We start from the raw sequence: 17,509 nt of genomic DNA, 5'->3' as shown, positions 1-17,509 counted from the left end.
TAGTATTATACCTCAATAAGAAACTCAACGAGGTTTTTGTCATGCGGAAGATCAAGCTTTTTGCGCAAGCGGTAGCGCCTTATCTCCACACCTCGTAGAGAAATATTAAGCAATGAGGCCATTTCCTTACTGCTCATATTCATACGCAGGTAGGCGCAAAGCTTCAGATCATTGGGCACAAGATCGGGGTGGCTGTGTTTAAGTTTCTTAAAAAAGTTCTCATGCGCTTCATTAAAGCTGCGTTCAAAAATATTCCAGTCGCGTTCATCACTCATTCCATCGTCAATAACATGATGGATTTTTTTTAGCTGATCTTCTGATATTTTTTTGCCTGCGCTATCCTTTAAATTGTTGATCTCGTCGCTCAACTTTTGCAGCAATTCGTTCTTATAAACGATATTCATAGCCGAGTTGGCAAGCTCGCGGCTCTTGCTCGCAAGGTCGGCCTGTAACTGTTCGTTTTTAATGGTAACGATGTGTTGTTGGCTCGTTATTGCCTCTTGCTTCAGAAAATCTTCTTTCTCGCGCTGTAATTTTTCGTGGATCTCTTTTTGGTGCCGGTTTAGTTTTAAACGGTAATAATAGCGAATTACGTAATATGCCAATACTATCAATAGTACGTAAAAGACGATAGCCGCTTTACCTGCATACCAGGGAGGTAATATCCTGAAGGAAAAAGTGGTTATTGCCGACACCATATCGTCATTAATCTTAGCGCGCACTTTGAATTGGTAGTTGCCCTGGTCGAGGTTGGTAAATTCCTTTTGGGCCTGCGCAGACCAATCTGACCAATGCCTGGAGTAACCTTCTAAATAATACTGGAATTTTATTTTAGCCTGTTTATAATACGGCAGGGTGTACGATATGCGTATATTGTTTTGATTGTAAGCTATTTGCAAAAATTGCGGTAAGTTACCGTTATCGGCTATCACATGTATTTTGTCTGTCACGTTTTCTATCTTGCGAATAAGCACCTGCGGTGTTTTCCCATTGTTTTGATGTGCCGCATCTTCGTCGTTCAGGATAACGAAGCCATCATCTACACTGATCAGGTAAAGCGAGTTGTTAATTAGGTTGATGTTCTCATAATGCTGCACCATCTGGCCGTTAAGGATGCTAAAGCGGTTTGAGTCGATTGATAGTTTGCCGGGTATTGAAAGATCAGCGAGTGAAACACGGCCATCGCTTATAAACCAATATTTTTTACCCACCGCCGGGATAAGCTTACCCGATGCGGCAAATGTGCCTAACTTGCTGTTAAGCTGTTTGTATTTTTCAAACCGGTCGGTAATATCGTCATAGATATAAAACCCGGCATTTGAAGAGAAAACTACACGGTTATCCAGGTTAAAAACGTTTACATTGTAGCTACCCGGCAGGCCTTGCCTACTATCGTAATATTTTACAGTTATTGCGCGTTGCCTGTCGGCACTTAAGGTAAGTTTGTAAATTCCTTTGTAGGCGTGGCTTACCCAAATTTGCCCCTTATTATCTTGTTCTACATATCTGGATGGTTCGCCGAAGCCCGCTATCTTATGGTCAAAGACCCAATTGCCCGCTGCGTCTTTTTTGTAAATGACCAAGCCAGTATAAGTACCCTGTATTAATTGGTGGTCGTTCAATTTCTTTATAGTCCAGCCCCCGTTTACGGCTGATATTTTGTTAATTGTACTTCCGTTTACCTGGTAGGTTCCGTCGTTATGGCCGCATAGCAAGTGGCCATCCTGCAGGGAAAGGTCCCAAACCTGCCCTTGCGAGCCGGGAATTAGCTTAAAATCAAAGGAGCTGAATGGCTTGCTGGCAGTCTGATTTATCCAATCGCTATAAAACAGTCCCTGGTTGGTGCCGATATAGATCTTGTTATTAAAAATTATACTGGAATATACCGTGCCAAACCTGCCCGATTTATCGAAGTAGAAATATAGGGGTGAATTAACTTCGATACGGTCGATGCCATTATCCAGGCCGGCCCAAAGGTTTTGTTCGGCATCTGTGTAAAGACTCAACACCGTATTGTTTTGCAAACCACTTGATTTATTGATGTGTTGCACTACGTTTCCGGCGGTATCAATAATTATTACCCAGTTAAGGATGGTACCATAGGCCATATATTTACCAGGTATCGCCGCTCCGTTATTAAGCTGGAAGGTTTTTAGGAAATCCGTTGCCTGGTTTAGCCAGGGCTTTATGCTGCGGCCATTGTAAACAAATAGTCCGTTTTTTGCTGTACCTATCAAATATTTATTCTTTTGAAAAGGCAGGATAGATAGTACGCCGCTGTTGCCCAAAATTTCGCTGCCCGGGATAGCGGCTAATTTATTGTTACGTAGCTCGAATAAGCCCGTATTTACCTGTTCGATAAAATAACGACTGCCACATTTAAGTAAGAACAAATAAGGTTTGGGCGCTTTGATGATAGTTATTTTGCCATTGGCGTAAATAAATATGGAGCCGAACGATTGGAAGATGACACGGCCGTTATCAACGTAAATTTTCCAAATCTCCTCATTCAGCAAAAATTTATCGGCAATGAGGTTGGTGAGGGAATGGTATTTTAAAAACCCCTGCGCATTGTTTTCCCAGTAGCCTAATTCGCCAAAGCCGCCCGCATATATCTTGCCCTTGCCATCTGCCGCTACTGATCTTACGATGAGCTTATTGGGCATCTGGTGCAGTTGCCAGTACTTACCGTCAAACGCGAGTAAACCCTCGGCATTGCCAAAATACATAATGCCATGCTCATCACGCGTTACAGCCCAGTTTTGATTACCCGATTGATATTGCGCCTTGGTGTAATTTTGTACATACGGCACGCCAATGCTCTTAATATCGGCAGCCTTTGCAGATATTAAAACCATTAATAAACAAGAAAAAAGAAGTACGAGTTTACGCATTTGGTTTAATTATACGAAAATACGGTTTGCAAGCTAATAAAAGCAAAAAGCTTATCTCTGCAGATAAGCCTTGGTATTTATTCAGCCGCTAACTGGAGCTTTTCGCCTTTTTTTGCGGTATTTACAGGTTGTGGTGCCTTTACATAATAGCCGGTACCATCATAGGCGCGCTTGCGCGGATGGGCCTGACAGACGTCGCTGCAGCAGCCTTCCAATTGCGCGCCACAATCATCGCACTGGGTAAAATGCTCATTGCATTCCGGGTTGGCACAATTGATCATTTTTGGTGTGGTTTTACCACAGTTACGGCAAGTTGAGATTATTACGGGATTAACGCTGTTTACATCAACTGATAATCGGTTATCAAAAACATAGCATTTGCCTTCAAAATCTTCGCCGCCCGCTTCTTTGCCATATTTAATGATACCACCGTGAAGTTGGTAAACATCGCTAAAACCTTCGTGTAGTAAAAGTGCTGAAGCCTTTTCGCATTTGATTCCGCCGGTGCAGTAGGTCAGGATCTTTTTGTCTTTATATTGGGCCAGCTCGTTGATCATTGCCGGGAAATCACGAAAATTCTCAATATCGAGGGTAACCGCGTTTTTAAATTTCCCTAATGAATGCTCATAGTTAGAGCGTACATCCAGTATTACTACATCATCCCGGTCTTTCATGGCCAAAAAATCTTTTGGCTCCAGGTGTTTGCCGGTTTTCAATTGCGGGTTAATCATGTTTGGATCGCGCAGGCCGGAATGTACTATCTCTGATTTATAGCGGCAGTGCATTTTAACAAATGATGGCTCGGCTACCTCATCTATCTTAAAATCTATACCTGCAAAACGCTCGTCGGAATGCAGGGTGTTCATATAGGTTTCGCAAGATTCGGCACTGCCAGATACGGTGCCGTTCAAACCCTCATCGGCCACAATGATGCGCCCGGTTAACCCTAACGATTTACAAAATTTTAAATGATCGGCAGCAAATTGCTCACCATCGGCTATTGTTGCGTAACAATAGTAAAGGAGTGTATTGTATTTTGTCATAACATCCATTGATACTGCTGCAAACAGTGTTAAATGAAGTGCAAAGATAATAATTAGTCCGAAAGTTGAAAAGACAGAAAGTCCGGAAGATGCATTTGACAAATCCTTCCAGACTCTCTGTCTCTATATTAGCCTTAGCGTATCCCGTAAAAGATCCGGAAACCTTGCAGATATTTTTTGTTGCCCGCATAGGATATACCATAATCTACCCTGAATATTAAACGTTGAAAACCTACGTAAAACTCCCGGTAATTAGGGTTGCCCTTAGTTGTAAGGTAGTTTGCCCCAATAATTTCTTCCAATTTAAGCTTACGTAAAAGGGCCACCTTACCCAGTAACGACCCGGCGAAATTATGCTGATAATGCGCTTCAAAGAACTCACCGCTGGTACTGTAAGTATAAAACGGAAGGAAGTGAAACGACCCAATGTAAGTAGGATCAAATGTAGTACCCTGGTTACCTAAATAATGGTAAAAGTCCATGAAGTAAAGCTTCTTATTGTTAAAGAAATCGCCGGTGGTCAATTTAAACGACGAAAAACCGGAGAAGCCCACCCTGATGTTAGATTGAGAGACATCTAACGATGCAAAATCGTAATCTACGTCAGATCCGAACGCTTTATCAATACCTTTACGGTAGTTTACCGTTAACGTGGGATATTTTGACGGCAGATTGAATTTGCCATTGCTGCGGGTGATATACTGCTGATCGAAAGTTAAAATGACGGATGTATTCAATGCCAATGCCTGGTGCTGCGGAAAAAGGAACGATCTGTCGCCCGGTGGGGTGCCATCTGGTGCCAAAGGGTTGTTAGATGTAAAGGCCTTATCTTTCACGTCTATCAATCTGCCCAATGCATTGTTATATAGTTGTGTACGGCTGGAGTAGCTTAAGCTACCGCTCCACAAAACGCCGTTGGCCAGTTCGCGTTGGTAGCCAAAACCTCCAAATTGCGACCGGTAATATTTTACATAGTTATTTTCATACAATATGGTACTCAGGGTATTAAAATATAATGACCGTGTGCCCACATTATTCAGATCGAGCACATCGCTACCAAAATTCACCCAAAACTTAGCATTATGGAAAGGGTCGTTCTTGTACTCGGTTAAAATATTGGCGCTAAACAACTTGTTAGAAAAACCATAACGTAGCGCCGGAGTAATACTTAATGAGTGTAAATCATCTATCGTTTTACTGTAGCGCACTTTTGCATTTATCCCGAAACCTTCAACTGTGTTATAATAAAAAGTTTGAAGGAACGGGAAAACATACAACGAGTCGCGATTGCTTCGGTTGCTTGCACTATATCCAAATATTAAATAGCTTAGGTAATTGATATTATTTTTAGTGTGCTGTAAGGTATCAAGGTAGGCGCTGGTTAAATGATTGGTTGCAATACTGTCCTTTTTGAAATAGTCGCGGGCCTCCTGGCGCGTTAGAGGTACCGGGCGGTTTAAGTCCCAATAGTTTTTTGTACGTAAGCTGGTGGCAGTATCAACCTTCAGCACTTCGCCGGTAAAATAGCCTTTAGGGAAATCGGGGTTTATTTTATAGTTGTTATAGATGCTGGAATAGAAGCCTCCAAATTTAAACCCTAACACAGTCCCTTTAAAGTTGAAGTGAACGGACCCCGGCATCCAAACGCTATCGGTAATAGGCAGGTACTGTTGCCTAACTTCCAGCGTATCAACTAAGTTTAAACTATTAGTTTGTTTGGTCAGCAATAGGTCGACCCCATAAATGCGCCAATCGCCTTCAACAATGTAAAGGAAACCGGTAAAGTACTGGCCGTAACTATGTTTAGGTATTACCTCTATTTTATCAATGGTGCGGCCGTTTTGCACTGAACTGCCTATTAGTTTATACTTATAAAAATTAAAGGCATCTGAAGCCAGCGGCGATACGAAACTGCGGGTACTTAAGCCATTAATAGTAAATACGTTTTTGTAAAAGTTTACCTGCAAATCTGAAGCTTTATTATAGCTAAAGGCTGTGTTGATACCGGTAATCCTGGAGGCTATAGTTACCTCCTTGATCTTATTATCAGACCCGCCATAATTAAAATTGGATAAAGCTTCTGACTGGTAAAGGATTCCACGGCCCATAGAATCCAGATCGAGCGCCTTTGTAACTGCCCTGCCAGCCAGTGCCTTCGGCGAACTGAGCAGTTTTTGCACGCCTTTGGTGTATACGGCGCAAGAGTAACCGTTTACTTCATGCAGGTGTTGTTGACGTAAGGCGACAACACGGCGGATAATGGTGTCGCCAGGGTCGCGGTTACGCTTCCACTCTTCAGATACCTGGCTAAAGCGAAACACCTCATCAGCCATTTGTATATCGTGCACCTCGTCATGGTCGGTAATTGTAATATTTTCGGCTTGTTCTTTATAACCGGCGTAGCGGTAAATAACTGTGTATTTGCCCGGGCTTAATTTAAACTGGTACTTACCATTTTCGTTGGCGGTAGTACCATAGGTTGAGTTGCGGATATATACAGACGCGAAACCAACAGGCATATTTTTTTGGCCGGTAATTATGCCGGATAGCAGATATTGCTGTGCAGACGCGCTAATGGCGAACAGCGCGAAGCAGATAAAAAGTAGGGATCTCTTCATACGGGGATTTTTACATGTAATACTTTTTATATCAAAATGTTTGTTTACGACCCTAATTTATTTAAAATGTTGCTGTAAGCTGTTCATTTGCGCTGTAATGTTTAATTTTGGGGCTTTAAATCTATTTATATGTATAAAACATTGCAACCTGTTTTACAGCAGGAACTTGCCGATATTGAAAACGCAGGGTTATATAAAAATGAAAGAATTATAACATCGGCGCAAGGTGCAGATATTACCGTGCAGGGCGGTAAGGAAGTAATTAACTTTTGCGCCAACAATTACCTGGGCCTATCCGGCAACAAAAAAGTAATTGAGGCTGCCAAAGCTGCCATGGATACGCATGGTTACGGCCTGTCGTCGGTAAGGTTCATTTGCGGTACGCAGGATATACATAAAGAACTTGAACAAAAAATAGCCGATTTTTTAGGAACGGAAGATACCATACTATACGCAGCGGCATTTGATGCTAACGGGGGCGTTTTTGAACCATTGTTTAATGATCAGGATGCAATCATATCTGATGAGTTGAACCATGCATCCATTATTGATGGTGTACGTTTATGTAAGGCCCAGCGCAAGCGGTATAAGCATGATGACATGGCCGACCTGGAAGAGCAATTAAAGGCCACGCAGGATTTGCGCCACCGCATCATTGTGACAGACGGAGCCTTTTCTATGGATGGCACGATTGCCCAGTTAGATAAAATTTGTGCCCTTGCTGAACAGTACAATGCTTTGGTAATGATAGACGAGAGCCATTGCAGTGGTTTTATGGGCAAAACCGGCCGCGGTACGCATGAGCATCATAATGTGATGGGTAAAATCGATATTATTACAGGTACTTTAGGTAAAGCCCTGGGTGGTGCATCGGGTGGTTTCACATCCGGCCGTAAGGAAATTATTGATATGTTACGCCAGCGTTCAAGGCCATACTTGTTCAGTAATACTTTGGCCCCGGCAATTACCGGTGCATCAATTGCGGTATTGGATATGCTCAGCGAAACCACAGATCTTCGCGATAAGTTGGAAACCAACACACAATTCTTCCGCGAAAAGATGACCGCCGCTGGTTTTGATATCAAGCCCGGCGTGCACCCAATAGTTCCGGTGATGTTGTATGAGGCAAAATTAGCGCAGGAATTTGCCGCTAAAATGCTTAACGAAGGCATTTACGTAATAGGCTTTTATTACCCGGTGGTGCCGCAGGGCAAAGCAAGGATCCGTGTACAGATCTCGGCCGCGCACGATAGGGAACATTTGGACAAAGCGATCGCTGCCTTTACCAAAGTAGGTAAGGAATTGGCTGTGATTAACTAAATGCACCTTTTATTTATTGTTGAATTTTTTGAAATATAGTAGTCGATGCAATCGAAAATAGATCAGTATACTGCCGAGATTAAAGCTTTCACAGCCGCCAAGGCTGATGAGTTAGAGGCATTCCGGATAAAATTTTTGGGAACCAAAGGTTTAATTAAAGACCTGTTTGAGGAATTTAAAACTGTTGGCCCCGAGGAGAAACGCACCTTTGGTAAAGTGCTAAATCAGTTTAAGCAATTTGCCGAAGCACGTTACGAGGAGATCAAGGAAAGCCTTACATCCGAAATTGTAGATCCGAAATCTGAAATCGACCTGACTTTGCCCGGCGATGGTTTTGAGGTAGGCTCGCGCCATCCCTTATCGTTAGTACGTAATGAGATCATCGATATTTTTAAACGCTTGGGCTTCGTTGTGGCCGAAGGGCCGGAGATTGAAGACGACTGGCATAACTTCTCGGCGCTCAACTTCCCGGAGGAGCACCCGGCCCGCGACATGCAGGACACTTTCTTTATCCGTAAAGGCGATCAGGAAAAGGGTGACATTGCTTTGCGTACGCATACCTCATCTGTACAGGTTAGGATGATGGAGCAGGGTAAGCCACCGTTCCGCGCAATTATGCCGGGCCGGGTATATCGTAACGAGGCTATATCTGCCCGTGCCCATTGTTTTTTCCATCAGGTAGAGGGTTTATATGTTGACGAAAATGTGTCATTCTCTGACCTGAAGCAAACCCTGTATCACTTTGTACAAGAGCTTTACGGCGAGGGTACACAGGTGCGTTTCCGCCCTTCGTACTTTCCGTTTACCGAGCCATCTGCCGAGATGGATATTTCTTGTACCATTTGTAAAGGTGCGGGCTGTAATATGTGTAAATACAGCGGCTGGGTAGAGATATTGGGTTGCGGTATGGTTGACCCTAACGTGTTGGAGAATTGCGGCATCGACAGCAAGAAATTTACCGGCTTCGCGTTTGGTATGGGTATGGAGCGTATCGCTAACTTAAAGTATGTGATCCGCGATCTGCGCTTATTCTCAGAGAATGATACTAAATTCCTTAAACAGTTCCAGAGCGAAATTATATGAGGTATGTGCTGATACTGGCTATAGTAAGCGTGCTGTTTTTCTCTTGCGGGAAAACCGGCGATGTGGTGCCTAACGTGGCCGTAAATCTGCGCATACCTATAACAGACCCGCGCATAGCTACTTTAAATGCACAGGGTGGTGCAGTGTTAATATCTGGTGCAGGTGTAGCAGGTATTATTTTATATCGTGGGGCTTACGGTTATGTTGCTTATGACCGCTGTAGCAGTTATCAACCCGAGAAACTGTGCGCCGTTACTTTAGACGATACCGGTTTTACCGTTACCGACCCTTGCAGCGGTTCAAAATTTTCGTTAACAGATGGCGGGCCGGTTAAAGCCCCGGCAACGCGTTCACTTAAAGCGTATACGGTGAATGCTACACAATTTGAGATAATTGTGTATAATTGATAAATGGAAGCCGATAAAATTAAAGATAGTATTAAACGGGCAGCACAGGAGCTTTTCCGTAAGTTCGGATACCATAAAACAAGTGTAAACGAAATTGCCAAGCGTGCCAAAATAGCCAAAGCTACAATTTACAAGTATTTTGAGAGTAAAGAGGCCGTTTTGCATGTGCTGCTGATGGACTATATCAAGCTAAGTGTAAATGACCTGGTGACGACCAATACGCCCGAGCTTGACGAGGAGACGCATCTGAGCAACCTGATCATGAAAACCTGTCGCTTATCTTACACCATCTGTAACGAATTTATTGGCTGGGATTTCATCCGCGAGAGTACCAATTCGCAGGAGTTTTTAAAGAACCTCTCTAACGAGTTGGAAGAACTGCTGATGCAATCATTTACCCAGTTACCTAATATACGCAAGCATGATACCTACCAGCAACGCCTTCGGTTTTTGATCAAGTGCAGCAAAAGCATTGTATTCAGCTTTGCATTTACATCCGTAAGCGATTCCGATGTGCGCAAGAATTTTGTATCTTTTCAAAAGGATATATTGCCTTACCTGGTGAAAGCAGCAGTTACTATTTAAGTTATTTTTCATTTTTATTTGGATAACCCAATTGTACTTTGTTACTTTGAATAACAAAGTACTTTTAAGTGGAAGAAAACGAAGTTCAGGACCAGCTGCAATCCATCCGGAGTATGATGGAGCGGTCATCAAAATTTATATCACTCAGTGGGCTATCGGGTGTGCTGGCTGGGGTGTATGCCCTTGTTGGAGTTGCACTTGCTTACTTTATACTTAATTATACGGCAAGGGCTGAGCTTTTAGGTGATTTTCCAAACAGCCCGGTGCCTGCTCTTTTATTTATTGCCTTAGCGGTATTAGTCCTATCATTGATTACAGGATTAATATTAACCTTACGCAAAGCCAAACAAAAAGGACAAAACCCATGGGGGCGAAGCAGTAGGCAACTTTTATATAATCTTGCTGTGCCACTGGTAACAGGCGGTCTACTATCACTTATATTGATCTCGAGAGGCTACTTTGGTATTGTGGCCCCGGCAACACTTATATTCTATGGCCTTGCATTGGTAAGCGCCAGCAACGTCACTTATAAAGACGTACAATATTTAGGAATTATAGAAATTGCATTAGGTTTGTTTGCCGCTTTACTGCCGGGTTATGGCTTGGTATTTTGGGCAATTGGTTTTGGCGTGCTGCACATTGTTTACGGCAGCATCATGTACTTTAAATACGACAAGTGAATATCCCTTTTGAAAAACTTGATAAGGCCTTTGAAAACCGCCTGCGATTGCAAATTATGAGTGTGCTGGTGGTTAACGACAGGTATGACTTTAATTCGCTGAAGGAACTACTGGATACTACCGACGGTAACCTGGCATCGCACCTCAAAGCTTTGGAAAAAGAAGAGTATATGCTGGTGCATAAATCGTTTTTGGGCCGCAAGCCTAACACCACTTACCAGGCTACTGACAAAGGCCGGCAAGCCTTTAAAACGCATTTAGATGCGCTGGAACAGATTATCAAAAATCAGAAATTAACTAAATAAATTTTTTTACCTATATACTTTGTAATTCAAAGTACTTTTAAATAAATTAATCATGATAGAACAAGTGCAAAAAACCGAAAAATGGTATCAAAACTCCATCTTATTTAAATTAGGCGTTATTACGCTGCTTATCCTTTTGCTGCTTATCCCGCAATCGTGGATCCAGGACCTGATCGTAGAACGGCAGGCCAATCAAACAGATAACATCAATATTGTTTCTAACAAATGGTCGGGTAGCCAGTTGGTGCAGGGTCCGATTTTGATGTTGCCTTACAAGCGGCAGGTGTCAAACGCCGGTTCGAAAGCACCGGTGCAAACGGTAATAGAATACTTGTATGTACTACCGCAAAATTTAAATATTGAGGCCGGATTAAATACGGAATTATATAAAAAAGGACTGGTAGATGTTACTGTATATAATACTAAGGTACTATTGAAAGGAAACTTTAGTCAGCCCGATTTGCAGAAGGCTAATCTTTTAACCGGTCAGGTAATGTATGATAAGGCCCGCTTAATATTTGGTATAACCGATTTAAAAGGCCTCAAAAATAACCCAGCCATAAATGTGCAAGGGCAGATTTACAACGCTGAACCACTAACAGAGCAAAGCCGTGTTTTTGAAAACGCTATGCAGATAAGTTTTGTATTGCCGCAAACAGGCAATATTAACTTTAATTACGTGCTGGATATTAAAGGGAGCAACGATCTTAACTTTTTGCATATCGGTAAAACTACTGATGTAGAACTTGCGGGTAACTGGAAAAGCCCGGAGTTCAACGGCCGCGATCTACCCGATAATCGCGTGGTAAACGAAAAGGGCTTCAAAGCTAAATGGCACCTTTTGTATTATAACCGGCCATTTCCGCAGCAATGGGCCAACAACGATACCACGCTAAGTGGAAAAAAGGCACATTTAAGTGCGCAGTTTGGCGTTAGGCTGCAGGTACCCGTAGGTGAGTACCGTAAGATTACCCGGACAGCTAAATACGCTACACTTATTATATTATTAACATTTGTGTCTCTTTTCCTTACCGAGCTTATCCGAAAGCAGCGCATCCATTTGTTTAACTACACGCTGATAGGAGCTGCTATGATTGTATATTATACATTGCTGCTTTCATTTGCAGAAAAGATTGGGTACAACTATGCTTACCTAATCTCATCTATCAGTACAATAGGTTTAATAAGCTTATTCACGGCATCGCTACTTAAAAACGTTAAGGCTGCGGTGTTATTCTCCATCATCTTAACAGTATTCTACACCTTTATATTTGTGATTATCCAATTAGAAGATTACGCGCTGATGGTTGGCAGTATCGCCTTGTTTGTAATTGTAGCTGCGCTGATGTATTTCTCCAGAAAGATCAATTGGGATAACCACTAAGTACTTTTTGATAGGCAGGCATTTGTGCATGCCTATTTTTTATCCATTATTTAAATCTATCTAACTGAATAAACATGACCAACTTTTTTAATATCATATCCTACAGTTTTAAGGTGTGGATAACCAGTGTACTCGTTGCACCGGCGTTATATATTTTTGTTTGTTCATTTCAACACAGGCGGTAATCATCAAACTTTAATGAATTTCTTTCACAACAAACAGAGATTTATGTAGTTCTTGTGTTGATAGGGGCCATTTTGTCTTTTTGTACATGGCTACTTTTCACAGGGGCAATGAAACTCATTACGTTAGTTGGCGCCCAGCTACCTCCAACTAAATTAATGGTATTATTCGCAGGCATGTTACTAAGCGTAGGAACATTTGCTGTTTTTCTACCATTCTCTTTTATAGTTCATAACGATTTTTTTGCGCTCATGCTCGCTAACTGTATTTGTATAGCATCTGGCGCTTGGTTTTATAAGCTTCATATTACGCGAGCACCAACTAATTGTTAAAAAATTAATTCACAATACCGTTTTGGTTTTCGGTATAAAATTACTATGTTAGCATAATAAAAAAATCTACCGCCATGAGTCAGGAATTGATCGATTTTTCGGAACTTATTGATGAGCAATTTGAAATGACCGACATTATTATCGAAGTTTACTTTGATAAATTGTTAAGCATCTTTTTATAATTGGCCATCATATTGCTTTAGTAACGGCTTCTGTTTCCTCACTGTGGGCTCCGACGGGTGGACGATTATGCTATTGCTTCATTTTTTCCCCCTGTTCTAAATCTCATTTCTCCACTTCCCAGTTCTTGCTTCTTTCTGTAACTTTGCGATTCATGAGCAGATCTCCTAAAAAACCAAAGTTCTTTGAGAACGTAACCGTAATTGATATAGCCGAAGAAGGCAAGGGCGTTGGCAAAGCCGACGATTTTGTGATCTTTATTGAAAAGGCCGTTCCCGGCGATGTTGCGGATATTGAAGTTTATAAAAGCAAAAAAAGCTTTGGCGAAGGTAAGATAACTAAACTCATCCAGCCGTCACAATACCGCACACAGGCTTTTTGTGAGCATTTTGGTGTTTGCGGTGGCTGTAAATGGCAGCACATGACCTACCCGGCGCAGCTGAAGTTTAAACAAAAGGCAGTGCACGATGCCTTAATGCGTATTGCCAAAATAGATGTGGAGCACATGGATGCCATTGTGCCATCGCCTGCCGATAGGTACTATCGTAATAAACTGGAGTACACTTTTTCTAATAAGCGCTGGCTGTATGATGGCGAAAGCCGCGACGATGAGCGTTTGGATATGGATGCGCTGGGTTTTCATATCCCCGGCCGTTTTGATAAGATCCTGAACATTAACCACTGCTATCTGCAGGCCGAACCATCCAATGATCTGCGAAACGGCATCAACCAATACGCTAAAGAGCAGGGCATCACCTATTACGATGTAAGGCAACATACCGGCGCGCTGCGCAATCTGATCATCCGTACCTCATCGACAGGAGAGATTATGGTGATAGTTGTCTTTGCCCATGCCGATCAGGAACAGGTAGATGATTTGATGGGTTATATTGATGTTCATTTCCCGCAGATCACCTCATTACTTTATATCCTCAATACAAAACTGAACGACACGATTTTTGACCAGGAAGTGATTGCCTGGAAAGGTCCCGAATACATCCATGAGGAAATGCCCGCGGCCAATGGTAAGGTGGTGCGTTTTAGGGTTGGGCCAAAATCGTTTTACCAAACCAATTCTATCCAGGCATTGCGCCTGTATGAAATAACCCGCGATTTTGCTGGATTTAAAGGCGACGAACTGGTTTACGATTTATATACAGGGGCAGGCACCATTGCCAACTTTATTGCAGGCCATGTACGCGAAGTAATAGGGGTAGAGTACGTACCATCGGCTATTGAAGATGCTAAGGTTAACTCGCAGATCAATAACATTACCAACACGAAGTTTTATGCAGGTGATATGAAAGATGTGCTGGTGGCAGATTTTGTTGCCCAGCATGGTAAGCCAGATGTGATCATTACCGACCCGCCCCGGGCAGGGATGCATGCTGATGTGGTTGCCCGCCTCATGGAAATAGAGGCCGAGAAGATTGTTTATGTAAGCTGTAACGCCGCCACCCAGGCCCGCGATTTATTGGTGCTAAAGGATAAATATGACACTGTTAAAATCCAACCGGTTGATATGTTCCCGCATACACAACACGTAGAAAATGTAGTGCTACTGACGCTCAGGCGATAACGTAAATAATTGTATTGGTTATTTGTGAATTCTTTTAGGTAATTTAGCTCTTATTAAAGCAGCCTACCTCTGCACATGATATTGCTACCATGAAAGGATCTATCCCTTTTTTGAATTTCTCGTTAAGAAAGGTTTTAGCCCAGGAGCCCGACTCATTAAAACGTGCGCGGATAAAGATCGTATTTACTACGCTGGCACTGCTCATCCTTAAAATAGTCATACTCGTACCGCTTGTATTTCATGATCTTAAAGACCACCAGTTATATCGCCTGCTTTTTGTATTTATATTATACATAGGGCTAACCAAGTATTTGCTTTATAAACCATCGCGGCTCACACTTATCTCTCATGCCATCATTTTAACCGGGGTCCTAGGCGTATGGTCTACGTTATTTGTGTTTGGGCAGCGGCTAAACCTGCTCACTATACAGTTTGTTTTTATGGTAATATTTGTTGGATATTACCTTATAGACAGGGGCTTCGCAGTTATTTATAGTTCGCTGTCCATAGTAGCAGTAATGCTTTATTTAGTGATGCGCAACAGGGTGGAGTGGCACCTCGATATTAGTTCGCAGGAGCTGCCGTCGCCTGGTTTCGAGGCCATTGTATTGATGAACTTCGCTACTATGGTGCTTATTCATTATCTTTTTTACCAGGCATTTAAAGAAAACGTTGAAGAGAAGGAAGCACTTAATAAGCAACTCGAGGCAATCGTTGCTGAAACAAGGGCCCTGGCCGATTCGCGCTCGGTGTTCCTTTCAACCATGTCGCATGAGTTGCGCACACCGTTAAATGCGGTAATAGGAATGACCAATTTGGTTAAAGACACCGCCTCGGAAGAACAGCTGGAGAATTTAGACATACTGGAATTTTCGGCGGTGAGTTTGTTAACCCTGGTCAACGATATTTTAGATTATAACAAGAGCGAGAATGATAAGATAGAACTGGAACTTATCCCTGTAAACTTAGCAGCCCTGCTTCATAAGGTTTGTTACGGTTTGCAGCAAAGAGCGGCCGAAAAGGGTTTCGGCTTGGTATTGTCTATCGACGAGCAATTAAAAGAGCAGTGGGTAATAACCGACCCTACCCGTTTAACGCAGATAATTTATAACCTGGCCGGTAATGCCATTAAGTTTACCGAGTATGGGCAGGTTACCGTTAATGCCGCCATAACTAATATCCATTCCGATCAATTATCGGTTGAATTCACAATTACTGATACCGGTATCGGGATCCCGGCAGACAGGCAGCAGGCGATATTTGACCCCTTTGTGCAGGCATCTGCCGATACCACGCGCCATTATGGCGGAACTGGCCTGGGGCTGGCGATTGTAAAGCGCCTGCTTGGTTTATTTAATACTACCGTGCAGCTAAAGAGCGAAGCGGGCAAGGGATCCGCATTTTCATTTAGTGTTGATTTTGAGTTGTATAAGGGCGATGCTAAACCCGTTCCTGCTCATCCTGCACTTGAAATTAGTTTAAAAGGTCTGCAAATATTGATAGCTGAAGACAACCCCATTAACGCCTTACTGTTGGTGAAGCTGTTAAGTAAATGGCATGTAAATACCGATGTGGCTAAGAATGGGCAAGAAGCAGTTGATAAATTTGCAAATGGCGTATTTGACGCTATACTGATGGACTTGCATATGCCAATTATGGACGGCTACCAGGCTACAGAAGTGATACGGGAGTTTACTGACCGGGAAAAGGCTGGTGTGCCTATAATTGCATTGACAGCGTCGGTGTCGCATAATATTTATGATAAGATAAAAGACGCCGGTATGAATGATTACCTGTCAAAACCTTTTCAATCAGCAGCTTTATATCAAAAACTGGAGGTGTTAAATACCGCAAAGATTGGTAAGATAACTTCCGAAGGCATCCAGTTAGATACCACGAGTGATTCGATGCCGGCTTAATTAATCCTTGATTGCAGCACAAATCTCTTGTATGGTTTCGCTTAACGGCCTGAATTCAAAACCGATATCCTTTTTAATTTCGCTATTATCAAAATTACGGGTAACAGAAGCTGCCCGGGCACTGGTTTTATCTAAAGCCGGATCTTTGCCCGTTAGCGCAGCCATCACCGCTGCCCCTCGCCAGGCCAGCTCCATCATCCAGGGTTTAGCCAGGGTAGCCGGTTCCTTTACGCCTAAACACCTCGCAATTTCTCCAAATATTTGCTGATAGCTTCGGTTTTCTGCATTGATTATATAGCGCTTAGCCGTAATGCTGCTTTCCATCAGGCCGATCATACATTTGGCCACATCCTGCACATCAACAAAGCCTATACTGCCCGGCGTGTAGAATTTGAGGCCCTTGCGTACCGTTTCAAAAATCTGGCCGCTGCCCGCTGTTCCGGCACTTACACCTATAATAATGGTGGGATTTACAATAACAGCATCCAGGCCTTCAGCAATGCCGCGCCATACCTCCATCTCACTTTCCAGTTTTGATATCGCGTAACCGTCGTGCTCATTAGTAGGGTCAAGATGATGTTTTTCGCTGATCAGTTCGCCGGGTTTTGCCTCGCCAACTGCCGCAACAGAACTGGTATGCACCATGCGGATCTTCCGGTTAACACATAAATCAACGAAATTCGCTGTCCCCATCACATTAGTACGGATCATCGGCTCTTTATCGGCCTGTTTTAAAGACACAAACGCCGCGCAATTGTAAACCTGCGTAACGCCATCCAGTGCTTGTTCCAACGCGAAGGCATCCATCAGGTCGGCGATTACCCATTCAATCTGGGCAGCATAAGGCAAAAGTAAAGGCGGAATGGTTGAGGTAATGCGCTTGCTGCAACGGATAGTATTGCCCCGTAGCACCAATTCTTTGGCTAATTCGGCCCCTAAAAAACCCGTTGCACCGGTTACTAAGATCATATGTGCAAATATGCGGAATATTTAGATG

At 42.9% G+C, this 17,509-nt stretch carries 13 protein-coding genes; 9 read left to right on the top strand and 4 right to left on the bottom strand.

Going from position 1 to position 17,509, the window contains the following annotated elements:
* Positions 1-5: 5 nt before the first annotated feature.
* From IDJ76_RS07115 to IDJ76_RS07105, 3 genes are all read right to left on the bottom strand, one after another.
* Entirely contained in the window at positions 6-2,894 is a 2,889-nt protein-coding gene (locus IDJ76_RS07115; RefSeq protein WP_191162181.1) for a triple tyrosine motif-containing protein, read from the bottom strand.
* 77 nt (positions 2,895-2,971) lie between these two features.
* Positions 2,972-3,937: an oxygen-dependent tRNA uridine(34) hydroxylase TrhO gene (trhO, locus tag IDJ76_RS07110; protein ID WP_191162179.1), complete on the bottom strand. Its 966-nt coding sequence runs from the start codon at positions 3,935-3,937 to the stop codon at positions 2,972-2,974.
* A 134-nt stretch (positions 3,938-4,071) separates the two neighbouring features.
* Positions 4,072-6,555, bottom strand: a complete 2,484-nt coding sequence (locus IDJ76_RS07105; protein WP_191162177.1) for a DUF5686 family protein — start codon at positions 6,553-6,555, stop codon at positions 4,072-4,074.
* Positions 6,556-6,684: 129 nt separating this feature from the next.
* On the opposite strand from IDJ76_RS07105, the gene kbl reads away from it, so the two are divergent.
* From kbl to IDJ76_RS07060, 9 genes are all read left to right on the top strand, one after another.
* Positions 6,685-7,875 carry a glycine C-acetyltransferase gene (gene kbl / locus IDJ76_RS07100; protein ID WP_191162175.1) on the top strand — a complete coding sequence of 397 codons (1,191 nt, stop codon included), beginning with the start codon at positions 6,685-6,687 and terminating at the stop codon, positions 7,873-7,875.
* A gap of 45 nt (positions 7,876-7,920) precedes the next feature.
* On the top strand, positions 7,921-8,958 hold the full coding sequence (gene pheS / locus IDJ76_RS07095; protein WP_191162173.1) for a phenylalanine--tRNA ligase subunit alpha: 1,038 nt from the start codon (positions 7,921-7,923) through the stop codon (positions 8,956-8,958).
* Positions 8,955-9,365: a Rieske (2Fe-2S) protein gene (locus tag IDJ76_RS07090; RefSeq protein ID WP_191162172.1), complete on the top strand. Its 411-nt coding sequence runs from the start codon at positions 8,955-8,957 to the stop codon at positions 9,363-9,365. Before pheS ends, IDJ76_RS07090 begins: the two co-directional genes overlap by 4 nt.
* Before the next feature lie 3 nt (positions 9,366-9,368).
* Positions 9,369-9,950: a TetR/AcrR family transcriptional regulator gene (locus tag IDJ76_RS07085; protein WP_191162170.1), complete on the top strand. Its 582-nt coding sequence runs from the start codon at positions 9,369-9,371 to the stop codon at positions 9,948-9,950.
* Between the two features lie 68 nt (positions 9,951-10,018).
* Positions 10,019-10,630: a hypothetical protein gene (locus IDJ76_RS07080; protein ID WP_191162169.1), complete on the top strand. Its 612-nt coding sequence runs from the start codon at positions 10,019-10,021 to the stop codon at positions 10,628-10,630.
* The gene (locus tag IDJ76_RS07075) at positions 10,627-10,935 is read left to right on the top strand and encodes a winged helix-turn-helix domain-containing protein (protein ID WP_317173950.1); all 309 of its coding nucleotides are present in this window, start codon (positions 10,627-10,629) and stop codon (positions 10,933-10,935) included. The genes IDJ76_RS07080 and IDJ76_RS07075 overlap by 4 nt, the downstream gene beginning before the upstream one ends.
* Positions 10,936-10,987: 52 nt before the next feature.
* Positions 10,988-12,319 (top strand): cell envelope integrity protein CreD, encoded by a 1,332-nt coding sequence (gene creD, locus IDJ76_RS07070; protein WP_191162166.1) that lies wholly within the window; start codon positions 10,988-10,990, stop codon positions 12,317-12,319.
* Positions 12,320-13,168: 849 nt separating this feature from the next.
* Positions 13,169-14,593 (top strand): 23S rRNA (uracil(1939)-C(5))-methyltransferase RlmD, encoded by a 1,425-nt coding sequence (gene rlmD / locus IDJ76_RS07065; protein ID WP_191162164.1) that lies wholly within the window; start codon positions 13,169-13,171, stop codon positions 14,591-14,593.
* Positions 14,594-14,682: 89 nt separating this feature from the next.
* Complete coding sequence (locus IDJ76_RS07060; protein WP_191162162.1) at positions 14,683-16,512, top strand: ATP-binding protein; 1,830 nt, start codon at positions 14,683-14,685, stop codon at positions 16,510-16,512.
* Here the strand turns inward: IDJ76_RS07060 and IDJ76_RS07055 are convergent, their stop codons facing one another.
* Positions 16,513-17,481, bottom strand: coding sequence for an NAD-dependent epimerase/dehydratase family protein (locus IDJ76_RS07055; RefSeq protein WP_191162160.1), 969 nt, complete (start codon positions 17,479-17,481; stop codon positions 16,513-16,515).
* Between the last annotated feature and the right edge of the window lie 28 nt (positions 17,482-17,509).

It is taken from the genome of Mucilaginibacter glaciei, from assembly GCF_014773245.1.
In the GTDB taxonomy this organism is placed as follows: Bacteria; Bacteroidota; Bacteroidia; order Sphingobacteriales; family Sphingobacteriaceae; genus Mucilaginibacter; species Mucilaginibacter glaciei.
This window is presented reverse-complemented; position numbering and strand designations above follow the sequence as displayed.

What these genes read in the sequence shown, in the direction of transcription:
- IDJ76_RS07115 (WP_191162181.1), bottom strand. Translation starts at nt 2,894, where the DNA reads ATGCGTAAACTCGTACTTCTTTTTTCTTGTTTATTAATGGTTTTAATA.
- trhO (WP_191162179.1), bottom strand. Translation starts at nt 3,937, where the DNA reads ATGACAAAATACAATACACTCCTTTACTATTGTTACGCAACAATAGCC.
- IDJ76_RS07105 (WP_191162177.1), bottom strand. Translation starts at nt 6,555, where the DNA reads ATGAAGAGATCCCTACTTTTTATCTGCTTCGCGCTGTTCGCCATTAGC.
- kbl (WP_191162175.1), top strand. Translation starts at nt 6,685, where the DNA reads ATGTATAAAACATTGCAACCTGTTTTACAGCAGGAACTTGCCGATATT.
- pheS (WP_191162173.1), top strand. Translation starts at nt 7,921, where the DNA reads ATGCAATCGAAAATAGATCAGTATACTGCCGAGATTAAAGCTTTCACA.
- IDJ76_RS07090 (WP_191162172.1), top strand. Translation starts at nt 8,955, where the DNA reads ATGAGGTATGTGCTGATACTGGCTATAGTAAGCGTGCTGTTTTTCTCT.
- IDJ76_RS07085 (WP_191162170.1), top strand. Translation starts at nt 9,369, where the DNA reads ATGGAAGCCGATAAAATTAAAGATAGTATTAAACGGGCAGCACAGGAG.
- creD (WP_191162166.1), top strand. Translation starts at nt 10,988, where the DNA reads ATGATAGAACAAGTGCAAAAAACCGAAAAATGGTATCAAAACTCCATC.
- rlmD (WP_191162164.1), top strand. Translation starts at nt 13,169, where the DNA reads ATGAGCAGATCTCCTAAAAAACCAAAGTTCTTTGAGAACGTAACCGTA.
- IDJ76_RS07060 (WP_191162162.1), top strand. Translation starts at nt 14,683, where the DNA reads ATGAAAGGATCTATCCCTTTTTTGAATTTCTCGTTAAGAAAGGTTTTA.
- IDJ76_RS07055 (WP_191162160.1), bottom strand. Translation starts at nt 17,481, where the DNA reads ATGATCTTAGTAACCGGTGCAACGGGTTTTTTAGGGGCCGAATTAGCC.